Origin of the sequence: Paenibacillus sp. UNC499MF, assembly GCF_900107975.1 — a bacterium.
Classification (GTDB): Bacteria; Bacillota; Bacilli; order Paenibacillales; family NBRC-103111; genus Paenibacillus_F.
Window position 1 is genome coordinate 12,707 of record NZ_FNVF01000008.1, and the last position, 19,287, is coordinate 31,993.

Annotated in this window: 16 protein-coding genes and 1 riboswitch; of the genes, 6 read left to right on the top strand and 10 right to left on the bottom strand. The window is 56.0% G+C overall.

Annotation, left to right across the window (positions count from 1 at the left end; genetic code table 11):
• Positions 1-252: 252 nt before the first annotated feature.
• The 6 genes from glcT to C4S74_RS17260 all read right to left on the bottom strand — a co-directional run bounded on the left by glcT (position 253) and on the right by C4S74_RS17260 (position 7,768).
• The gene (gene glcT, locus C4S74_RS17235; RefSeq protein WP_103996538.1) at positions 253-1,155 is read right to left on the bottom strand and encodes a glucose PTS transporter transcription antiterminator GlcT; all 903 of its coding nucleotides are present in this window, start codon (positions 1,153-1,155) and stop codon (positions 253-255) included.
• 88 nt (positions 1,156-1,243) lie between these two features.
• On the bottom strand, positions 1,244-3,034 hold the full coding sequence (locus C4S74_RS27205) for a polysaccharide deacetylase family protein (protein WP_308458025.1): 1,791 nt from the start codon (positions 3,032-3,034) through the stop codon (positions 1,244-1,246).
• Positions 3,027-4,241 (bottom strand): MFS transporter, encoded by a 1,215-nt coding sequence (locus tag C4S74_RS17245; protein WP_103996539.1) that lies wholly within the window; start codon positions 4,239-4,241, stop codon positions 3,027-3,029. Before C4S74_RS17245 ends, C4S74_RS27205 begins: the two co-directional genes overlap by 8 nt.
• 5 nt (positions 4,242-4,246) lie before the next feature.
• Positions 4,247-5,395 (bottom strand): glycosyltransferase, encoded by a 1,149-nt coding sequence (locus C4S74_RS17250; protein WP_103996540.1) that lies wholly within the window; start codon positions 5,393-5,395, stop codon positions 4,247-4,249.
• A gap of 64 nt (positions 5,396-5,459) precedes the next feature.
• Positions 5,460-6,629, bottom strand: a complete 1,170-nt coding sequence (locus C4S74_RS17255; RefSeq protein WP_103996541.1) for a glycosyltransferase — start codon at positions 6,627-6,629, stop codon at positions 5,460-5,462.
• A 281-nt stretch (positions 6,630-6,910) separates the two neighbouring features.
• The gene (locus C4S74_RS17260; protein WP_103996542.1) at positions 6,911-7,768 is read right to left on the bottom strand and encodes a glycosyltransferase family 2 protein; all 858 of its coding nucleotides are present in this window, start codon (positions 7,766-7,768) and stop codon (positions 6,911-6,913) included.
• A 341-nt stretch (positions 7,769-8,109) separates the two neighbouring features.
• Between C4S74_RS17260 and C4S74_RS17265 the strand changes: the two genes are divergently transcribed.
• Positions 8,110-8,808 carry a response regulator transcription factor gene (locus C4S74_RS17265; RefSeq protein ID WP_103996543.1) on the top strand — a complete coding sequence of 233 codons (699 nt, stop codon included), beginning with the start codon at positions 8,110-8,112 and terminating at the stop codon, positions 8,806-8,808.
• Between the two features lie 261 nt (positions 8,809-9,069).
• Here C4S74_RS17265 and C4S74_RS17270 read toward each other — a convergent pair whose 3' ends face one another.
• On the bottom strand, positions 9,070-10,920 hold the full coding sequence (locus C4S74_RS17270; protein WP_103996544.1) for an ATP-binding protein: 1,851 nt from the start codon (positions 10,918-10,920) through the stop codon (positions 9,070-9,072).
• 235 nt (positions 10,921-11,155) lie between these two features.
• Between C4S74_RS17270 and C4S74_RS17275 the strand changes: the two genes are divergently transcribed.
• Positions 11,156-11,395, top strand: a complete 240-nt coding sequence (locus tag C4S74_RS17275; RefSeq protein ID WP_103996545.1) for a hypothetical protein — start codon at positions 11,156-11,158, stop codon at positions 11,393-11,395.
• Between the two features lie 382 nt (positions 11,396-11,777).
• On the top strand, positions 11,778-12,437 hold the full coding sequence (locus C4S74_RS17280; RefSeq protein WP_103996546.1) for a thiamine diphosphokinase: 660 nt from the start codon (positions 11,778-11,780) through the stop codon (positions 12,435-12,437).
• A 321-nt stretch (positions 12,438-12,758) separates the two neighbouring features.
• Here the strand turns inward: C4S74_RS17280 and C4S74_RS17285 are convergent, their stop codons facing one another.
• A complete protein-coding gene (locus tag C4S74_RS17285) occupies positions 12,759-13,289 on the bottom strand; it encodes a YfiT family bacillithiol transferase (RefSeq protein WP_103996547.1) in 531 nt (176 codons plus the stop codon).
• Positions 13,290-13,520: 231 nt separating this feature from the next.
• Positions 13,521-13,621, top strand: a riboswitch (purine riboswitch).
• Positions 13,622-13,807: 186 nt separating this feature from the next.
• Here C4S74_RS17285 and C4S74_RS17290 point away from each other — a divergent pair.
• From C4S74_RS17290 to C4S74_RS17300, 3 genes are all read left to right on the top strand, one after another.
• Positions 13,808-14,419 (top strand): xanthine phosphoribosyltransferase, encoded by a 612-nt coding sequence (locus C4S74_RS17290; RefSeq protein WP_103996548.1) that lies wholly within the window; start codon positions 13,808-13,810, stop codon positions 14,417-14,419.
• A complete protein-coding gene (locus C4S74_RS17295) occupies positions 14,403-15,737 on the top strand; it encodes a nucleobase:cation symporter-2 family protein (RefSeq protein WP_103996549.1) in 1,335 nt (444 codons plus the stop codon). Before C4S74_RS17290 ends, C4S74_RS17295 begins: the two co-directional genes overlap by 17 nt.
• 465 nt (positions 15,738-16,202) lie before the next feature.
• On the top strand, positions 16,203-17,792 hold the full coding sequence (locus C4S74_RS17300) for an S-layer homology domain-containing protein (protein WP_103996550.1): 1,590 nt from the start codon (positions 16,203-16,205) through the stop codon (positions 17,790-17,792).
• Positions 17,793-18,109: 317 nt separating this feature from the next.
• On the opposite strand, the gene C4S74_RS17305 is transcribed toward C4S74_RS17300, so the two are convergent.
• Together C4S74_RS17305 and C4S74_RS17310 are read right to left on the bottom strand one after the other, a co-directional pair.
• The gene (locus tag C4S74_RS17305) at positions 18,110-18,565 is read right to left on the bottom strand and encodes a MarR family winged helix-turn-helix transcriptional regulator (protein WP_103996551.1); all 456 of its coding nucleotides are present in this window, start codon (positions 18,563-18,565) and stop codon (positions 18,110-18,112) included.
• A 22-nt stretch (positions 18,566-18,587) separates the two neighbouring features.
• Positions 18,588-19,067 (bottom strand): glutathione peroxidase, encoded by a 480-nt coding sequence (locus tag C4S74_RS17310; RefSeq protein ID WP_103996552.1) that lies wholly within the window; start codon positions 19,065-19,067, stop codon positions 18,588-18,590.
• Between the last annotated feature and the right edge of the window lie 220 nt (positions 19,068-19,287).

A 19,287-nucleotide genomic window follows, 5' to 3' on the forward strand; every position in this document is an offset into this window, starting at 1 on the left:
ATTCAAATTTTCAATTATGGATATTCATTTTAGGCAGGGAACCGATCAGCGGGACAAAAAAGCCCTGCTCATTTTATTTCATACTATTCTTATAGGATTAGACAAATATTATCACCATCGCCCGGATCGGTCAAGACCGTTTTACAAATAAAATGGACGCAAAAAAACGAACCTTGCGCAGCGGCGCCGGCCCGTTTTAATCATACAATTTCGAAAAAAAGCAATCTTGCCGGGAATGCGGGCATTCTCGAATCAACGCTCTTCTCCAGGCTTCCCCTTCTCCAGGGAATCGTCTTTCTCCATAAGGCGGATCAGGTGCATGGTCAAATAAACCGCCTCCGCTTCGTAAACCGGCTGCCGCAGACGACGCTGCATAACTTTCATCAGGGTCCAGGCGATGGAGTAAATCTCCGGGTACTGCTGCTTAAGCAGTTCGCCGAGCTTGTCCGGCTCGTGGACCGCTTCTTTCCGCTTTACCCGTTCGATGGCAAAACGGAGATGGCGCAGAAGCCGCGAATACGCGATGGTGCTGCGGTCAATCGTAATATGCATCTGCCGCTCGATCAGGCCGATAAGCTCTCCGATGAGGCGGGAATGTTCATTGACCTCCGATACCGGTCGGTTCGTAATCGCGCCGTGAATATGAAGCGTAACGAATCCCACCTCAGCCGGGGGCAGATGCACGTTCATTTTATTATTAATGGTCTTGATGACATAATCGGCTATGGCGTATTCCCGGGGGTAAAGCTCACGGGTTTCGAGTAAAAACGGATTCTGCAGCACGATGCCCTGCTCCAGCCGTTTGATCGCAAACGCGATATGGTCCGTCAAGGCAATATGAATATGTTCATTCAGCGGCGCCCCGGCATGCTCCGAGATATACAAAATCACCTCGTTCATGACCTCGATCAGCTTCTCGTCGATTTGGGGAATCAGCTGCTGATATTGTTCTTTTTCTTTTTCATTGGTCAAAATAAACAGCTTCTCGACCGCTTCCGAAGGAATGAGATCCTTGGCTTTCCGGTTAAACCCGATGCCCTTGCCGATCACCACGACTTCGCGATGGACGGGATGTGCCGCAATGATCACATTGTTGTTCAGCACCTTGACCACTTCTATGCTGCTGTTCTTCACTTCCGCACCTCTTCCGTGCACCCTGTTGATTCCTCCAGATTACTAGAAAAAGGCGCTTACATCAAGTTGATGGGGCAAAAGCGGGCAGGCAATCCCCTAGCTTTCGGAATTACCCCCGTTTTCCCGCCATTCCTTCCGGAAGCTCTTGAAGAACCCCGCCGTAAGCTTCTTCCGGATAGTAGGCGCCGGAGGCTGGCTCCGCCGCTCCCAAACCGGGGGCGTAGCGCCTTTTCATCTGCTGGACCGACATCGCGATAATACGCGGAGTGAGCCGGTCCTTGTTCTCCTGAAGGCGTCCGAATCCTCCCGGATGAAGCATTCCCAGCAGAATGCGCAGGTACATCGTCGAGGTCCAGCGCCACAACCGGTTATGCAGCGGAAGTACGGTAAATCCGAACTGCTTTGTACCGCGGTGGATCATGGAGATTCCGTACACGCCCTTAAGATCGGCAAGGGCCGGGTCCGTCAGAAGGCGGTGCGCCAGCCTGGGCATGGAATAGCCCATGGCCCGGATCATCTGCACGGCCAGCTTCATCATGGAGGAGCTTTGCGATCCGGCCTGGCGGAGCCATTCGTTGTCGAGATGAAGCTCCGCCACTTTGTCGCCGGGGCGGATAATCTCCCCGTCGTCGAGAGCCAGCTCCTGCCCGTGATACGTCCGGATGCGGTAGTGGAGGAAGCGGTGCTCGGGATCTCCGGGCTGTACGCGGTACAGCCGGTGGAACAACCGCTCCCACAGCATCCATGCGCGCAGGGCCGGACCTCGCCTCTCCGGTGTCGGAGACGGCGGGTTGTTCGGCGCTTCGTGGGCGGCTGCCGCTTCTTGCGCGGGCCGGGGAAGCGGCGCATTCGCGGCCTCAGCCGCGGCCTGCGGGCTGTTCGCAGCCGCCGGGCCTTGCTCAGCCACGGCCCCCTGGTCCGCGCCCTGCGGATGCTGAGCGGACGCCGACGCTTCCTGCGCGATCTGTGCGTACTGCACGGTTGCAGCCGCCTGGATTGCCGCTGTCGGATGCTGCACAGTCACAGCTGCTTCCTCCGCGGTCTGCGCGTGCTGCACGGTCGCGCCCGCCTGGCCTGCCGCCGTCGGATGCCGCACAGTCACCGCCGCTTCCTGCACCGTCTGCGCATGCTGCGAAATCACCGCCGGCACAACGGTCATCTTCTCCGCGCGGCGGCGGACGAGCCGGTCCGGAAGCCTCCGGCCCGGGAGATGCTCGTCAATACGCGCAAAACGGATGCCCCGCCTGCGGGCATCCTCCAGCACATCCGCGAGTGCCTCGATCATATAGCCCGGCGCATCCGGATTCGCCCCCAGCGTATCTCCGCTGTCATGAAGAAGAATGACGGCGCCGTCCTTCACCTTCCCGATCAGCTTCCGCTTGATCTTGTCGGTTCCCCCTCTGCTGCGCCAGTCAAAAGCGGCCATGGACCATAAGACGATACGGAATTTGCGGATCAGCAGAAAGTCGAACACGTTGAAAACGCCCCACGGGGGACGGTAATGAACCGGGCGTATCCCCGTAATGCGTTCGATCACGTCGGCGGAGTGCTCCAGCGTGCGGCGTACCTTCCAGGGTGTCATGAGAGCGTTGGAGTGGTGCATATAGTTATGCAGCCCGACCAGATGCCCTTCCTCGTGCATACGGCGGATCAGATCCGGGTAATGCTCCGCCTTGGCGCCCAGCACGAAAAAAGTCGCTCTCGTGCCTTTCCGGGCAAGCAGATCCAGAAGCTGCGGCGTATACTGCGGATCGGGGCCGTCGTCAAAAGTCAGCGCGGCGCACGGGCTGCCGCTTCTGCTTTTGAACACGCCGTATCCGAGCCGCCGGATCAGGAAGGTAGGCACAAGGGTGTAGATAAGATAGAAAATAAAGACCATCCATATAATTCCTTCAACCACGGTACGTCACCCCCTTTACGGCGGCTTTGCCGTCTGTCTTACCCGAAGGCTGAAGCGGTACCAGTATGTACCACAGCGCGATGGCTCCCAGCAGAACCGCGCTTGCCGCAATCACGAAAACTTCGCCGTACCGGTCGGCCAGCCAGCCCCCGAGAACCGGGCCTATAAAGGCGCCTAGCCCCTCGACACTGGATAGCGTCCCCCATCCCATCTCCTGATGCCCTTTGGGAACGTAGAGAGCCATCAGGGCGTTCCAGGCCGGCAGCACGCAGGCATAGGAAACGCCAAGCAAAGCGGCTGTCAGCAGGGCAAGCTCCAATTCTTTTATAAACGTCATCACATACAGGGCCGCCGCAAGAAACGCAAACCCGATAATGAGAAATCCCCGGAGCCCGAAGCGGTCGGATAGTTTTCCCATCGGCATTAAACAAAGGACCGTGCACAGCCCCCCGGCCAGCAGTACCATGGAGTATTCCGCATACTGCAAGCCCATGACTCCCGATGCGAAACCCGGAAGAACAGGGACAAGCAGACCCGCCGCAAGCGTCTGCAGCATCATCGGAGGCAGAAGCGGTTTCGCAGCGCCGAGCTGTTTTTTGAGTACGCCGGCCTGCACTTTCCACGTGACGGTTTTCTTCCGCGTCCCTGCGGCCCTGCCCCCCATTCCCAGAGAAAGCAGGCAGCCCAGCCCCCACAAGCCGAGCAGGATAAAATAAGTGACGGACAGGCTGTAGTCCAGCACAAAATTTATTACGACGGGGCCCGCACCGAGCCCGGTGAGCCAGACGGTATACAGGACGCCCATTTGAAAAGCGCGCTGTTCGGCCGTTACCCGGCTCAGGCAAACGAGCCAGATCGGGGAAATTCCGACCCCGAATAAAGCCGCCGACAGGAGAAAAATAAACACGTTCTGCGGTCCTTGCAGCAGAATGAGCCCGATCAGAGAGAAGAGCATCCCTCCGCCGACGATAACCCGGGCGGGAAACCGGTCGAGAAGAAACCCCGCCAGCCCTTTTACAATCATATCGACTACATAGTGAATGGAAATCGCCAGACCGACAACCGTCACGGGGTAATGAAGAATTTTCTCCGCATATACCGGCAAATAGGACAGCAGGTAAGCGCCCCGGACGAATTCCACGACAAAAAGAATGAGTGCGTACCCGATTAATCGGGCGGTAAGCCGGCGCTGCTTGTTCTCATCCATCGTTCTCACCTCGCTCGTTCGCTGCTGCGGGCAGGATGATGCCCGATCTCTTCTAGAATATGCGAGACAATGGTCTGGCCCGCATTTTTTTTATGCAGTCTGCGGGCTGACGCGCGGGCCGACTCCGGCGGCCATTCGCCGCGGATCACCCTTCCGACCTGCCGGACAAGCTCATCCGGATTAAAAGCGGCCAGCGCCGCGCCCTTTTTCACGAAATAATCGGCATTTTCTTTCTCCTGGCCCAAAAAGGGCCTGTATACGACAACGGGTACTTCCAGGGCAAGCGCCTCTGACAAGGTAACGCCGCCCGCTTTCGTAATCATGCAGGCGGAGTCAGCCATCAGCCGGTGGATGTCCTCCACAAAACCGTGAACACACACGCGTTCCTGTCCCGCGAAAGCCGTTTCAAAATACCGCTTCAGGCGTTCGCTGCGGCCGCATACGAGTACTATTCTCACGTCCGGAATTTCCTTGAGGAGCTTGGCGCATAGACCGCGTAGCCCCTTCAGCACGCCGTACGCACCGGCCATCAGAAGCACAAAGGGAGGCGCCTGGCCGGCCTCTCCGCTTATTGACGCGGCGTTCCCGGTTTCCGCGGCTTGAAACGAGGGCCGCAGCGGGATGCCGCTGACTTTGATGTTATCCGCCGGTACGCCTTTCGCGACCAGCAGGGTTTTCAGCTCTTCCGAAGGAACGAAATAATGCCTTACGTCCGGGTGAACCCACCGGGAATGAAGATCGTAATCCGTCACGATCGAGAATGTCGGAATCGTTTCCCCGCAGTGCGTTCCCGTATCGGGCATCCCCTTCAGGGGGAATGTGTTCACCACCGCCGCCGGCTGATGTTCGCGGATCATTTGGCGGAGCTTGCGGTCTCCCAGGGAGTGGAGCCATCTGGAGAGCAGGGCATCCGCCCGCATATCTTGCGTCAGGTAATAGCTAAGGCCGTACAGGCCGATGGAAGATGTTTTTAGATACACGAAGCGGGTGAAGGAATTGAACCAGGGATGCGCCTGCGCGAACAAGTCCACAAGCTCTACGTTGCTGATGCCTTGATTTTCAAAGCTCTGCCGCAGTGCCCGGGATACTTGCAGATGGCCGTCTCCGTAACTGGCATAGAGGATGAGTATTTTGGCATCGGGGTTCATGGGCATAACCACGCTTCCTGTTATGGAATAGGGTTATTATACGAAGTTCGCGTAAATATTATTGTCGCTTTTACCAAATTTCTTGTAAAGCCGCCGCATAGCGACGTTCGCTGCGGGTTTCCAGCACGATGCGGACCGCTTCGGCCGATGCGTTGGACCGGCGTGTCCGGCCCAGATTCTCCCGCATGGTATAAAGCAGCGACGGACTTCTCAGCAGAACGCCCAACTGTACGATCAAGTCGTTCATGTTCTTCGCTTTTACGGCGATTCCCGCCTGCAGAAGGAAACGGGCGTTATCCTCTTCCTGTCCCGGAAGGGACTTGTAGATCACGATCGGCAGCTTCATGGCCATCGCTTCCGAGATGGTAAGCCCTCCCGGCTTCGTGACGAGCAAGTCCGCCGCAGCCATCCACTCGTGCACGTTGTTCACGTATCCGGTAGCGAGAATACGGTGGCGGGAATGAGCCGCCAGCTCCGTAATCTGCGCGCGGAGCTTCTCGTTGTTCCCGCACACGACGACCAGCTGCGTCCGGACCGGCAGCGCCTCGAAGGCTTCGAGCCTGTTCGCCAGCTCGCCGCCCATCATCCCGCAGCCTCCTCCCATGAACAGGATCGTCGGCAGTTCGGGATCAAGCCCGAGCTGCCGGCGCGTCTGGGCGCTCTCGTAGGTGCCCTGGAATTCCGGCCGGATCGGAATGCCCGTCACTTCGATGCGCCCTGCGGGCACGCCCGCCTGGATGAGGCCGTCGCGGACGGTGTCGGAACCGACCAGATACTTGTCGGTCTCCGGGTAAACCCAATAGCTGTGGTCCGTATGGTCCGTAATGACCGTGGCCGTAGGCACGTCGTACAGCCCGTAAGCCCGTACGGCGGACATGGCTCCGGCAGCCGGCGGGAAGGTGGAAACGACCACCGTCGGCTCCACTTCATGAAGCAGCTTCATCATGCGGCCGAGGCCGAACCGGTTGAACTGCTTGAGTATATACGAGAAAAAGTTCGCTTCTCTCGTTTTGTTGTATACATATCCGTACGCAGACGGGAACGTCTGGAGTCCTTTCAAAAACATGTACCGCCCGATGGAATTCATGAAGGGATGCGTCCACTCCATAAAATCGAGCAGGACCGTCTCCGCTCCCGGATACCTCTGAGCGATCTCGCGGCGGATCGCTTCCGCCGCCTGTTTGTGCCCGTCTCCATAGCTTCCCGAGAGAATCAATACTTTGTGTCCGTTCTTTTTCATGGTCCGCAGCCCTTTCCGTTAACCTTGTTCTTGTCACTATTCTACTCGGTCCGGAGGGTGAATCAGAACCGACTCACGACGGTTTTTATACCTGGTCTTAGGTCCAGGTAGCCCGATTCCCTCCCGCCCGCCGAGACATCCGTCAAGCCGGAACCACAAAAAGCCTTCCGGCCGGCAGGCTGCAGAAGGCTTCTGTTCTAAGATGCTTCGCTTGGTTGAGTGAGCTTCTGTGCCGTTCACGGTTATCCGTCCCGTACCGGGGATAACACGGATGCTTCCAGTCAAACCGACTCGGCTTGTTCCGCCAGACGCGAGATAACGGGCTCGCCGTCCCATACAATCGCGGACGGTGCTTCTCTTTGACGCATATGCGGTTTATCCAGCAGGGTAAAAAAGTTTTCCGAAGGCAGTTCGCCCAGACCGTGCTTTGCGCATAGTCTGCCGAGGTACGGATTTCCTTCCTGCCGGTTTCCCGAAATATTGTCCCCTTTCAGCGAGAAAGCGTAGAGAACGCTCGCGACGGGAACTCTCGTAATTTTATAAACATTAGCGGTCCGAAGGAAAAAATCCCAGTCCCAGTAATGATGAACCTCGGGATCGTAAGGACCGAGTGTATCGTGGATCGCCCTGCGGTACAGGGTGCCGGACGGAACATACGTGGAAAACGCACGCATCTCCGCGAGGTCGAATCCGTATGCGAACAACCGCCGGCTGACGGGGATACGCGTGCGTCCTTCCACCCGGTAATCGAACAGCTCCGCATCGGAATAAGCGAAGTCCGCTCCCGTCTCTTCGAGGGCGGCAAGCATGCGCCTGATATGTCCGGGCGCCAGAAGATCGTCGTCGTCGCAAAGCAAAATCAGCTCCCCGCGTGCACGGCTGAGCGCCTCGTTGCGGGCATGCACATGCTTCAAATTGACCGGCTGGTTAATAATCGTGACAGCCAGCTCCGGATAGGCTTCCGCCACAAAATCCACGGACACGCCGGCATCGTTCACCACCAGCACTTCCATGTTCGGGTAATTCTGCGCCGCCAGCGTCTCCAGCAGCTCGCCCAATACGTAAGGCCGGTTATATGTAGGGATAACAGCCGATATAAACGGCTCTCGGGATATTATCGGTTCTTGCGGTTCTCTCACTTGGCGATCCGTTCCTTTCCTTGTGCAGCAGGAGTCATCAAATCGTTTCCTCTATACTATACATGATGATGCCCGTCCGCGTCTGTATGATCATAAGCCTGTTGATAAGTATGCCGTTCTATGTCATTATGAATAAAGATTTTCGAAAAATAGGACTTAGTGCCTACACATAATACCTAGTCATTTGCGAAATCAAGGATTTTTCCTTTCATTTTAGGCAAAAAAAGGATAGAATGTAGGGTATAAACCTTTTTTGTTAGGAAAAAAGTAACGGCTTGTCAAGTTCCACTTGGAGTTTTTTTCCTTTTTTAAAGCACGGGCAGCAGCTAGGAGGTTTCTTCATGCAGGCAAGTAAAATTCTTGTTGTCGACGATGATCACCATATCTTGGAGATCGTCTCCCTGTATTTACGGCGCGAAGGCTTCGAGGTCGTCACCGCCGATCATGGGGATCATGTGCTTCAACTGGTCACCGAACAACGTCCCGATCTTATTCTTTTGGACATTCTGCTTCCCGGCATGGACGGTATAGAACTCTGCCGCCAACTGCGGAAAACAAGCGACACCCCGGTTATTTTCCTGTCTGCGAAGAGCGAAGACATCGACATCATTCTCGGTCTGAGCATAGGAGGAGACGACTACGTCACGAAGCCGTTCAGCCCCGCACAGCTTGTGGCCCGCGTGAAAGCGCTGCTACGCCGGTGCTCTCCGTCCCGCAATATGGCGGACCAGCATGTGCTGAAATTTCCCGATCTGGAGATTGATCTGCACAGTCACATCGTCAAGGTTCAGGAGCGGCCTATCGCCCTGTCCGCCAAAGAATTCGATCTGCTCAGCCTGCTGGCGCAAAATCCGAACCGCGTTTACCGGATTGAGCAGCTTTTCGAGCAGGTCTGGAGCCTGGAGAGCTTCGGCGATCCCCGGACACTCATCGTTCACATCAGCAATCTCCGCAAAAAAATCGAACCGAACCCGTCGGACCCCCGGTATATCATTACCGTGCGCGGAGTCGGTTACAAATTTAACGGAAATCCCGTCTGATCGGAAGCCGGTACGTTAAAGCAGCGCACGGCACGGCGGTACGGTGCTCCACGGCGTAACTCCGAAGCGGTATGGCACGCACGTTGAACCGCGGCATCCGGTTTGGAAGCCGGCACGATACGTTAAGCGTTACGGCAGACTGTACGGCATGACAGTAGGGTATGGCACTGCGCCGGAGCGTAAGCGATGCGACAAAAGGTACGACATGGCACTACAGTTCGGCACGACGGAAGGCACGAAAAAAACGGCGTAACCATACGGTTACGCCGTTTTGATATGAACGGGCAGTATAATATCGATGGTCGTCCCTAGGCCCGGACGGCTGGATACCCGCAGGGTACCGGCATGGTTCTCGATAATTTTGTTGCTCACCATGAGACCAAGCCCCGTCCCGTTTGCTTTCGTCGTGAAGAACGGTTCGCCGATCCTTTCAAGGTGGCCGGGCTCGATTCCTTTTCCCTGATCGGCGAAACGGATTCTCACCTTGTTCTTGGGCAGAGCGGCCGCCGTAATATGCAGCAGCCCTCCTTCCGGCATCGCTTCGATCGCATTTTTCACCATATTGATAAAGACCTGCTTAAGCTGGTTAGGATCACAGTCTATCTTCGGGATCGCGCCCTCTTCCTCAAGAATGGCGCTCACCCCCGCCTCTTTGCGCTGGTTATCGAAAAGCTGCAGCGTTTCCCTGAGCAGAGGCAGCACTTCGTGCCGGTCGAACCGGCTGTTCACGGGCTTCGACAGCAGCAAAAAATCTTCAATGATTTCGTTCATCCGGTGTACTTCCGAACTCATCATGCCGAGATAGGGCGCATCGGGCGCCTGCTTCCGCGAGAGCTGCAGAAAGCCCGAGATGATCGTCAGCGGATTACGAAGCTCGTGAGCCATACCCGCGGCCATCTGACCGACGAGAGAAAGCTTCTCGGAGCGTTTGAGCTGGAGCATGATGTCCGCAAACTGACGGATGAGCAGTACGATCAGCAGCAGGATAAAGACCGAGATGCCCAGATACGTCATAGGCGAGAACCGGATTATGATGTTCAACCGGTTCTGGAAAATATCGATCAGGCCGGTCAGACAGATAACTCCGATTCCGATGAGCAGCAGCTTCGCTCCCCTGTTTCCTTTCATTGCGCAGGCCGCCGCGCGCACGATCACAAGCGGCATACTGACAATCAGCAGCAGCTGGTACCAATCGACGATCTCCACGACGGAAATTGCGCGGCACGCGTGCAAAAGCAGAACACCCGCACTGTAGGCAAGATGCAGCTGCCAGGTTCTTCGTACATAGGCATACCTGCCGGAGCCTAGCAGATGCTCCACAAACATCAGAATGCCGATTACGCCTCCGAAAAGAGCGATCAGCTCCGCATAGGTAAGTATGGCCGGATGATCGAACACGAGATAAACGACCGAGGACCGGCAGATGCTGTAGATGCCGAAACAGACGGAAAACAAAGTGAAATCGAGAAAAACTTTATGGCTTCGCAGCCCGAGAAAAACACAAAAAGCCACGATTCCGGCCAATATGTAGCTGATTCCAAGCACGGCCCGGAAAAATTCCTGCCGGACCATCTGCTTGATAAAGCCGCTCTCGGAACCGTACATGGCTCCGTCTTCTATTCCGATATTCCGCGACTCCGACTGGAGATGAATATACAGCATCCCCTGTGTATTATCCGGAAGCGGGACTATTCTTCTCGGCGTTCCGTAATAGCGGTGTTTCCGCCCTTCCTGCCAATCCCCGAAACGGTAGGCGAGTCCTTGCTCCGTGTACACTTCCACGTTGTCGAAAGCGCGTATAAGCAGGCTCGGATCGGCCGCTTTATGGGAAGGAAGCGGCACCCGCAGCCACAAATGGCTGCGGCCCATCCGGTCCTGCGGATTGAGCAGCCGACCGGCGCTTTTCCAATCCTCCAGGCCGCCCAGTGGCACTCCCGTTCGTCCGGTTCCCTCTTCCTCCGTCCAGCAGTACTCCCAGTTATCCAGAAGGACAGGGGGCGCATTCACACGCGTGAGAGAAGCAGTTTCAGCCCGGACATCTTCCACCCCGGCGAATAAGAAAAGAGCCGCAAATACGAGCCCTAATGCAATAGCTTGAATGAACTTAGTCATGTTCTACCCTCTTGCCAACCTCAATCGCCGAATTTTCGACAATTCTTGGTTTTTCTGTAAGTAGATGTGGTTCTTTACCTACTTTTCGATTCGGAAGGACAGTCTTCCTGTCCCTCTATCAAATTTTTATGATTTTCAACAATTATCGACATTTTATGCGAAAAAGATTAGAAAACTTCCGAATTTTTTTGTCGAAATAAAGACCATATTATATGAAGAGAAAGGAGTGTGAGTCATGTCCAAAGACAAAACCATGGACCCTATGAGCCACGAAACGGTCGAAACGGACGGCGTTTATGCGGACGAAGCCGGGCGGGAAGTCACGTTAAAACGGGGCGATAAGTTTCCCGCCGATCTTGTGCTGGGAGAAACCACCTGGGAGATGAAAGGCTTCTCCCTGAACGAAGCGGAAATCGATCATCAGCAAAAAGAAAATACTCCGCCGCGCCTTCATGTGAAAACTGGCGACCGGTAATTGCCGGACAGCGGGCCTCCGGGCCCGTTTTTTTACATACCTCTTCCCAGTACGCGATACGCGCCAATAAACAATAGATCGCAAGCGTTAAGGTCCCGTTTACTTCCAGGAATGCGCCATCGCCCATACGCCCCGGCCGCTGCTCCGTTCGGCTCCAGGTCCTGGGGAGCCGCAGGCGCCCGTTCTGCTCTGCGGGCACGCATGTGCCAGGGAATGCGCTGCCGGGTGTCCACATGACGGGATCAGCACGTCCCTTAGTATTCTTGCCGCCCAGCCAGCCGTATCCTGCATGTTCAGCATGTTCTTCACGTTCCCGGTTATCCGCCGCTGTGGTATAATAAAAGCTTCCATTTCAATGAACGGAAGGAGCCGTTGGGCCGTTATGACGCTTACGCAGCAGCGGATTTTTATAGTAACCGGAGGGGCTTTCGGCCCTTGGGCGGACGAGCATCTTAAAACACTGAACCCCGGAACGGATCTCCTAGTCGGAGCCGACCGCGGCGCTCTCCATCTGGTCCGCAGCGGGTACCGTCCCCGGCTCTCGCTCGGGGATTTCGATTCCGTCACGCCGGAGGAACTCGGCGAAATCCGCCGCGGCAGCGAGGAATTTATCGCCTGCGATCCCGTGGACAAGAACTGGACGGATACGGAGCTGGCTTACACCTGGGCGCTTGAGCGCAGCCCGTCGGAAATCATTCTTCTCGGCGCACTGGGCACCCGCCTCGATCATACTCTGGCGAATATTCATCTGCTCCGCAAAGGGACGGAGGCCGGAATCCGCTCCCGGATCATCGATGATCATAACGATATCGAACTGGTACAGGAGAAGATTGAGATTACCGCCGGTCCATACGCGCAGGTATCTCTGCTCCCATTAACGACCGAAGTAACCGGCATTACGCTGACCGGCTTTCAGTATCCGCTGCAAAATGCGACTCTTGAGATCGGACAGTCCCTCGGAATCAGCAATGTGCTTCAAGACGGGCGGGGATCGATCTCCGTCCGCTCGGGGCTTCTTCTCGTGATCAGAAGCAGGGATTAACGGGCTGATCGGACCGGCTCCGTCTTCTGGGATCTTATGTAAGTAAGTCGGGTGCATCCTATTCCCGAAAGGCTTATAAAACAAGCTTTCCGGCACGATCCCAATTGGAACATTTTAGTACGTACCGGATTAAAAATCAAACAAGCCCCGGAGCGGCAAAGAGTTTCTTGCCGTTACCGGGGCTTGTTTTTGCGGGCTGCGTCAGGGTTTGAGGAAGTTCCCGATGATGGTTCCGTTATTCTTGAACGTGCGGAGACCCGCAATTATTTTTCCTATTTTTAAGAAAAAAAGCCGACCTGTAATTAACGCCGCGCCGTCACGTCAGCGCCAGTTCATCCGCTCTCTGAGAGAGGCGATATGAGCGGTATGATGCTTGCCGTGCCACACATACAGGCCGAGACCCCGCGCCAGTGTAGTCGGCCCGTTCACCGGATGCAGGAACGTCCGGGCCCAGCCCGCTTCATCCACGGTGTACAGCCATCTCACCCAGCGGTCGTGCAGCGCGTCCAGCAGCGCCAGCGAAATCTCCGGCGGAGCCGTCTTCCCGTCTTCAAGTTCCGCCCACAACTGCTCTTCGTAGGGCTTTATGACGGGCTCATGCTCCGTCGCGCCCAGCTTGAAGCGGACATAGCTGTTCACATGGCTGTCCGCCACATGGTGGATAACCTGACGCACGGTCCAGCCGCCGGGACGGTACGGCGTATCGAGCTGTTCATCAGTCAGACCGGAAGCGGCCCCGCGCAGCAGGGAAGGAGCGGCCGCAAGTTCTCCGAGCCAGTCCCGGATTTGTTCCGGGGAAATCTCTCCCTCGTGCGTAAAAGTTCCGATCGGATAACGCAAATCTTCTCCCATGTCGTTAACGCCTCCTCCGCTTTTGGGCCATTATAGCACAGGCCCCTGCCGCCTTTGAAAGACTTTTTCCCTTTCCCTGGACATTACAAGGGTCAATTCTCTCCTCGTCTGCCATGAACTGGCATATAAACGAACAAATAAATCGCGTTCCCACCAAAAAGTTCGGGTTTTCGACATTTTCTTCTTTTCAAGCGCCTGCTCTCTGAAGTATAATGAAGCCATCATTCAACAGCCAACCGAAAACAGCCAGCTCGTATAAAGGCAGGAATAGGCCTGCCAGTCTCTACCCGGTCACCGTAAATGACCGGACTACGGGTGATGACAAATTCCGGATCCACGGACGGTTTTTACCGCAGGAAGACCTTAGCGTCCTCTCTGTGGAAATACCCGATACCGCGGCATTTGCGGTTATTTGCCTTTGTCACTCGATGAACACGGCCCTCAGGGGGTCCGGTGCAGATTCGGGTTTTTTGCGTTTTTCGATTCAACTCATTATTTCATTTATGGGGGATGCCAGCATGGAACTTTTACAAAGAAAAATCGAAGATGAAGGAACGGTCCTGTCCGGACAAGTTCTGAAAGTGGATGCTTTCCTGAATCACCAGATCGACCCGGTTCTGATGTTTGAAATCGGCAAAGAATTCAGCCGCCTCTTCGCCGGCGAAGGCGTAACGAAGGTCCTGACGCTGGAATCCTCCGGCATTGCCCCGTCCGTAATGGCGGCGCTTGAAATGAAGGTGCCCGTCGTGTTCGCCCGCAAGCAGAAATCGCTGACGCTGACCGACAACCTGTACGTGGAGCGCGTCTACTCTTTTACCAAACAGCAAACGAACGAAGTCACCGTGGCCAAAAAGTTCCTGTCCGCCGATGACCGCGTCCTCATTATCGACGACTTCCTCGCCAACGGCGAAGCCGCTCTCGGTCTGGCCAACATCGTCAAAGCGGCCGGCGCTAAAGTAGCAGGAATCGGCATCGTGATCGAAAAGTCGTTCCAGCCGGGCGCGGACAAGCTCAAGGCCGCCGGCTACCGCGTCGAGTCGCTCGCCCGCATAGCTTCGCTGGATAACGGGAAAGTCACCTTTATGGACAACAACGTCTCCGAGGAGGATACTCATGCTCAACTGGTTTAAGACCGGCTCTCTGGGACTCCAGCACGTTCTCGCCATGTACGCGGGCGCCGTGATCGTACCGATCATTGTCGCCACCCAGCTTAAACTGCCTCCCGAGCAGCTCTCCTACCTGATCTCGATCGACCTGCTCACCTGCGGAATCGCGACTCTCCTCCAGGTGTGGGGCAACCGCATCTTCGGCATCAAGCTGCCGGTCATGCTCGGCTGCGCGTTCCAGGCCGTCGCTCCGATGATCGCCATCGGCGGCCAGCACGGCATGACGGCGATTTACGGCTCCATCATCGCCTCGGGGCTGATCATCTTCGTGTTCGGCGGCCTGCTCGGCAAGCTTGCCCGCTTCTTCCCGCCGGTCGTTACGGGATCAGTCGTCACCATCATCGGACTGACGCTTATTCCCGTCGCCATTCAAGACATGGGCGGCGGCCAGGGCAGCGCCGATTTCGGCAGTCTGCAAAATCTTGCCCTGTCTTTCGGAGTCCTGCTCTTCATCTTGGTCATGAACCGTTTCTTCGGCGGCTTCATCCGGGCCGTATCCATTCTGCTCGGTCTGATCTTCGGCACGATTGCCGCCGCCTTCATGGGCAAAGTGAGCTTCCAGGGCGTGCTTGACGCTTCGTGGTTCCACATGGTCCAGCCGTTTTACTTCGGCGTTCCGACTTTCCATCTCACATCCATTCTGACCATGACGCTCGTGGCCATCGTATCCGTTATGGAATCGACCGGCGTGTTCATGGCGCTCAGCAAAATTTGCGACAAAGACCTGACGGACCGCGACCTCGCAAGAGGCTACCGCGCGGAAGGACTCGCAAGCATCATCGGGGGTCTGTTCAACTCCTTCCCTTACACGACTTATTCGCAAAACGTCGGGCTTGTCCAGCTGACGAAAGTCAAAAAAAGAAGCGTGATCGCTTCTGCCGGCGTTATTCTCATCCTGCTCGGCTCCGTGCCTAAAATCGCGGCGCTCACGATGCTGATCCCGACTGCCGTACTCGGCGGCGCAACGATCGCCATGTTCGGAATGGTCGTGTCCTCCGGCATCAAAATGCTGGGCTCGGTAGACCTGAACCAGCATGAAAATCTGCTGGTCGTCGCCTGCTCCGTAGGCATGGGCCTCGGCGTAACGGTAGCGCCGACTCTGTTCAGCCACCTTCCCGAGAGCGTACAGATTCTGACCGGCAACGGCATCGTGGCCGGAAGCTTTACGGCGATTGTGCTGAACCTGATTTTTTCCATCGGCAAATCCCGCTCCAAAGCTCCGGATGCCCACAGCGCTCCGGGCCAGGAAAAGCATGATTTCAGCCTGAAAGCATCCGGCTGATCCGAATAGACTTGCCCGATCAGCAGAGTCTCAGTCCCCAAACGTGATCGGTTCCGAAACCGCTTCGCTCTACAGAGCCGAAGCGGTTTTTTTGCGTCTGGTACGGCGTTTGATGCAGCGATTGGTCCGGTATTTATCCGGCGGTTGCACCGACATTAGTTGCGGCGTTTGACCGACATTGATACGGCGTTCGAGCCGACATTCATTCTGCGTCCGCTCCTCTGCCGGGCTTTAACGCCCCGGTCCCGGATGCGGTTTACTTGGCGCCAGCTCCCGGCCCATCTTCGGTTATCAGCTCCGGCTCCGCGGGTCCCGGAAGGAGTTGAAATCCCGCCTTCCGTTCCCTCTTCTAATAATCGCGGATGCTCCCGCCGATATAAACGATAAGCGAATCCGGTCCGCCTTGACCGGCGTTTGTACGCATTCATACGTATCCCAAAACTCGAAACAGAAGAGGAACCCGATATGAAAACGAAGCTTTTATCTATGAAAATCATTCTGGCGGTTTTACTTCTCCTGCCCTTGTTTCCGGCAGGGCCCGCACGCGCGGGCCTGACCTCCACTCCGTTTCCCGATGTGGACAGCGCCAAATACAGCTGGGCCGTCCAGTCCATCACCTTTATGGCCCAGAGCGGTATTTTGCAAGGGTATCCCGACGGCACCTTCCAGCCCGGCCGCTACGTAAGCAAAGCGGAATGGTCGGTGATGGTTTACCGGCTGTTCGACAAATACCGGCCGAGCTTAAGAACGGACGTATTAAATTACAGCAGGGCCTCGTACGGGGACGTCCCCGCTTCCCACTGGGCTTACCGGGAAATCAGCGATACGTTCGTAGGAGTCGCGGATACGACGGTCACGTCCCGCAGCGGCACTCCCCTTTTCAATCCCGAGTACGCGTTTACCCGCTGGGATTTGGCTCTGATGCTGTACGGGCTCTACGGCATAAACGGAGGTCCGGAATCCACCAACGTATGCGGCGACATGAACCGGTTCAAGGATATTACGACCCGTCTGTTCAATACCGAGAATGAGCTGGAATCTTTCCGCAAAACGGACTCCCGCTACAATTCCGAGCTGCCCCCGGGCGGCATTTATCCGATTCTTTTCTTGAAAGAGGCGGACGGCACGTGCGGTGCCAATTACGACGACTACAGCGCACTGGCCGCCAACTCGCTGCTTGAAGTCCATAAAACGGGGATTCTTACGGCGGACGCGAACGGGAAGTTTTATCCTTCGTCCAAGCTGACCCGCGCCGAGGCGGTAACGGTGCTCCACCGGATTCTCGACCACTTGAAGACGCAGGGGGTTCTCGGCAATTATTCCAGCATCAACCCTTCCGGCATTCTCCGTCCGGTTCCCATGCCGGCGCCTAAACCCGGCGAAGCCGCGGAAGGACCGGGACCGTTCGACCGCGATCTCCAGCGGGACGGCGAGTTCAACACGATCGTTTACCCGAACGGGAAGAAATACATGCGGCTCGAGCTGACTTCCAAAGATGCCGTGGACCTGTACTTGTACATGAACGGGGACATCGCCTTCCTCCGTCAGGAAGAGCTGCCCCGGTACGTTCAGGTAGACCGCGTCAGCCAGATCGGCATCAAGTCCCAGAGCCGCAATCCGGAGAAACGTTCGCCGCTGGCCGCTTACCCGGCTACGCTAAAGGTGACGTTCCACGACGAGATTCCCGCGACGGGAACGGGGAACGGAACCGGTACGGGCAAGCCCGGCAAAGACAACGGAGGACAAACCGGCGGCGTGACGGCACCGCCCGGAGCGGCGGCCGTGCAGGACTTGAAGAGCCAGGGCGAGATCAACCGGACTTTTGCCCCGAACGGCTCCAAGTACATGAATGTTAACCTGGTCTCCCAGGATAAAGTCGACGTTTATGTCCAGCTCGGGACAGGCACCGCTTTCCTTAAGCAGGAGGAGCTGCCGGCCAAGATCAACGTCCTGGGCATGTCTTCCGTAACGGTCAGAACCCAGAGCCGCAATCCGGAGAAACGCACCAGCCAGCAGACCTATAACGCTTACCTGTATGTAACCTTCTCCAACTGACAGGGCCGGTAACGACATATGCCGAAATGGAAAAGCCTGCGCAGGAACGGTAAAAGCATTTTTGATAGTATGGAAATGCCGATTTATGCCTGACAGAAGACACTCAACAGAAAATTAAAAAGCCGGACAATAAAAAAACGCAAGGTTCTCTTTTCGAGAACCTTGCGTTTTTGCATAGGCGACTTTGCGGCCGGTACGGAGCGGTGGCGGATTAATGCCGCTTCGTTCCCGTTATGGCGCGCATGTTCGACAGAAAATTGCTGTGCGTCAGCACGCCCAGGGACTGCGGATTAGCCCGGCGCCGGGTTTTTATCCGCCTACTCTTCGCTGTTGCGGTTAGCCTGGTTCACCGCCGCAAGCAGCCGCTTCACTTGCTCCAACAGCTCGCCGGCCTGCTCCTCGGTTCCGCCCGCGCGGGTCATCAGACGGGCCGGAATGCACGTGCTGGGCTGCTCCAGCGCGCGTCCTTTGTCCGTCAGCGTGATAACGACACTCCGCTCGTCGCGGCTGGATCGGGTACGCTTCAGGAGGCCGGAAGCTTCCATTCTTTTGAGCATCGGAGTCAGGGTGCCGGAATCGAGAAAGAGCCGTTCGCCGAGCTCTTTTACGGTCGATTCGTCTTTTTCCCACAGCACGAGCAGCACCAGATACTGAGGATACGTCAAGCCCAGCTCTTCAAGCATGGGGTGGTACATCCGCGTGATTTCACGCGAACAGGCATATAACGCAAAGCAAAGCTGATTCTCAAGCCTAGGCTTGGATGGTGAATTCATAGGGCCTCAATCCTTATTCTGCTTATTCCGCCAGCAGCTTCTCGATATCTCCGGAAATTTTGGACGGAGCGGTCGTAGGCGCATACCGGCTGACCACGTCACCCGAACGGTTGACGAGAAACTTCGAGAAATTCCATTTGACCTCTTTGGACAAAATTCCGGCCGTATGGCGGGTTAAATATTGGAACAGCGGATGCGCGCCGCTTCCTTTGACATCGATTTTGGAGAACATCGGAAACGTAACGCCGTAATTCACCTGGCAGAACTGCTCGATCTCCTCATCGGAACCCGGCTCCTGCTCCATAAACTGGTTGCTCGGGAATCCGAGTACAACAAGACCTTGATCCTTGTAGGCGTCATACAGCTCCTGCAATCCTTGATACTGCGGGGTAAAGCCGCATTTGCTCGCCGTGTTGACGATGAGCAGCACTTTGCCCTTATAGTCTTCGAGCGGTTGTTCTTCTCCGTTAATCCGTTGAGCCGTAAACTCATACACACCCATCTTCATAACCTCCCGGGTTTATTCGACTGTTTCCATTAAATTGTGCAAAATTAAAACATCTAAAATCAATATACGTCTGCGGGAAGAAAAAGTCAAATCACCTTAGGAATGGATGTGCCTGACGCTGGCGCTGCCGCTTCCTGCCTCCTGCCTCGTGCGGGGTATTTTCGCCGGAACCGGTACCCGTTCATTCAAAGTCCGGGCCGGCGTGTCCATGCGG